At 47.0% G+C, this 1,875-nt stretch carries 1 rRNA gene and 1 other annotated feature (1 of these 2 only partly in view); the gene reads left to right on the top strand.

The window, feature by feature from the left end:
* Nucleotides 1-1,715 (top strand) — a sequence feature (mutual gap in cmsearch alignment for this rRNA model is longer than 100) (it extends 1,418 nt beyond the left edge of the window).
* A gap of 41 nt (nt 1,716-1,756) precedes the next feature.
* A 5S ribosomal RNA gene (gene rrf / locus ABDJ34_RS09965) occupies nt 1,757-1,873 on the top strand.
* The last annotated feature ends 2 nt before the right edge of the window (nt 1,874-1,875 follow it).

Raw genomic sequence — 1,875 nt, 5'->3', positions numbered from 1 at the left:
AACACTTAACAACATACAACTGGCATAATAGCTTTTCTATCGGTAGAGGAGCGTTGTATATGAATTGAAGCAAAAAGCGTAAGCAATTGTGGATTATATACAAGTGAGAATGCTGGCATGAGTAGCGAAAAGGGATGTGAGAATCATCCCCGTCGAAAGCCCAAGGATTCCTGAGCAAGGCTCGTCCTCTCAGGGTAAGTCGGGACCTAAGGCGAGGCCGAAAGGCGTAGTCGATGGACAACAGGTAGAAATTCCTGTACTACAAGATTGTGATTGAGAGAAGTACTGACGCAGAAGGAAAAGTCGAGCGTGTGAATGGTAGAACACGTCCAAGTAACAAGCCAGAATATACAGGCAAATCCGTATATTCGTCAACGTAAGTTATCATGGGGAGCAGAAAGATGCGAAGCGACAGATTCAAACTGCCAAGAAAAGGTGCTATCGAATAATCTTGTACCCGTACCGCAAACCGACACAGGTAGGCAAGAAGAGAATTCTAAGACGCGCGGAAGAACCTTTGTTAAGGAACTCGGCAAAATAATCCCGTAAGTTAGCGAGAAGGGATGCCTAAGAAATTAGGTCGCAGAGAATAGGCCCAAGCGACTGTTTACCAAAAACACAAGTATCTGCTAAATCGAAAGATGAAGTATAGGTGCTGACACCTGCCCGGTGCTGGAAGGTCAAGGGGACTTGTTAGAGCAATCGAAGCAACGAACTTAAGCCCCAGTAAACGGCGGCCGTAACTATAACGGTCCTAAGGTAGCGAAATTCCTTGTCGGGTAAGTTCCGACCCGCACGAAAGGTGTAACGATTTGGGCGCTGTCTCAACAAAGGATCCGGTGAAATTGTAGTAGTCGTGAAGATGCGACTTACCCACGGTAGGACGGAAAGACCCCGTGGAGCTTTACTGCAGGTTGACATTGAATTTTGGGATTAAATGTACAGGATAGGTGGGAGACTAAGAAGCAAGCTCGCCAGAGTTTGCAGAGTCACTGTTGGGATACCACCCTTTTAATTCTAAAGTTCTAACTAGTTGCCATGAAACTGGTAATAGGACACTGTCAGTCGGGCAGTTTGACTGGGGCGGTCGCCTCCAAAAAAGTAACGGAGGCGTTCAAAGGTTCGCTCAGAATGGTTGGAAATCATTCAAAGAGTACAAAGGCAAAAGCGAGCTTAACTGCGAGACATACAGGTCGAGCAGAGACGAAAGTCGGACTTAGTGATCCGGTGGTACCGAGTGGAAGGGCCATCGCTCAACGGATAAAAGCTACCCCGGGGATAACAGGCTTATCTCCCCCAAGAGTCCACATCGACGGGGAGGTTTGGCACCTCGATGTCGGCTCGTCTCATCCTGGAGCTGGAGTAGGTTCCAAGGGTTGGGCTGTTCGCCCATTAAAGAGGCACGCGAGCTGGGTTCAGAACGTCGTGAGACAGTTCGGTCCCTATCCACCGTGGGCGTGAGAAATTTGAGAGGATCTGTCCTTAGTACGAGAGGACCGGGATGGACAGACCGCTGGTGTACGAGTTGTACTGCCAAGTGCACAGCTCGGTAGCTACGTCTGGAAAGGATAAGTGCTGAAGGCATCTAAGCACGAAACCAACCTCGAGATAAGATTTCTATGAGATTACTTGAAGAAAACAAGATAGATAGGTCAGAGGTGTAAAGATAGTAATATCAAAGCTAACTGATACTAATAAATCGAAAACTTGACTGGAAATATATACTGTTATTGATTGGAAATGAAAAGTGAATAAGTATGGTGATAAAAGCAAGAGGGATACACCTGTACCCATGCCGAACACAGAAGTTAAGCCTCTTAACGCCGATGGTACTACGATGGAAACGTCGTGGGAGAGTAGGTAGTCGCCAAACAA

It is taken from the genome of Finegoldia dalianensis, from assembly GCF_046255015.1.
Taxonomy (GTDB): Bacteria; Bacillota; Clostridia; order Tissierellales; family Peptoniphilaceae; genus Finegoldia; species Finegoldia magna.
Note: the sequence above shows the minus strand (reverse complement) of the source record. Positions and strands in the feature narration are given on the sequence as shown.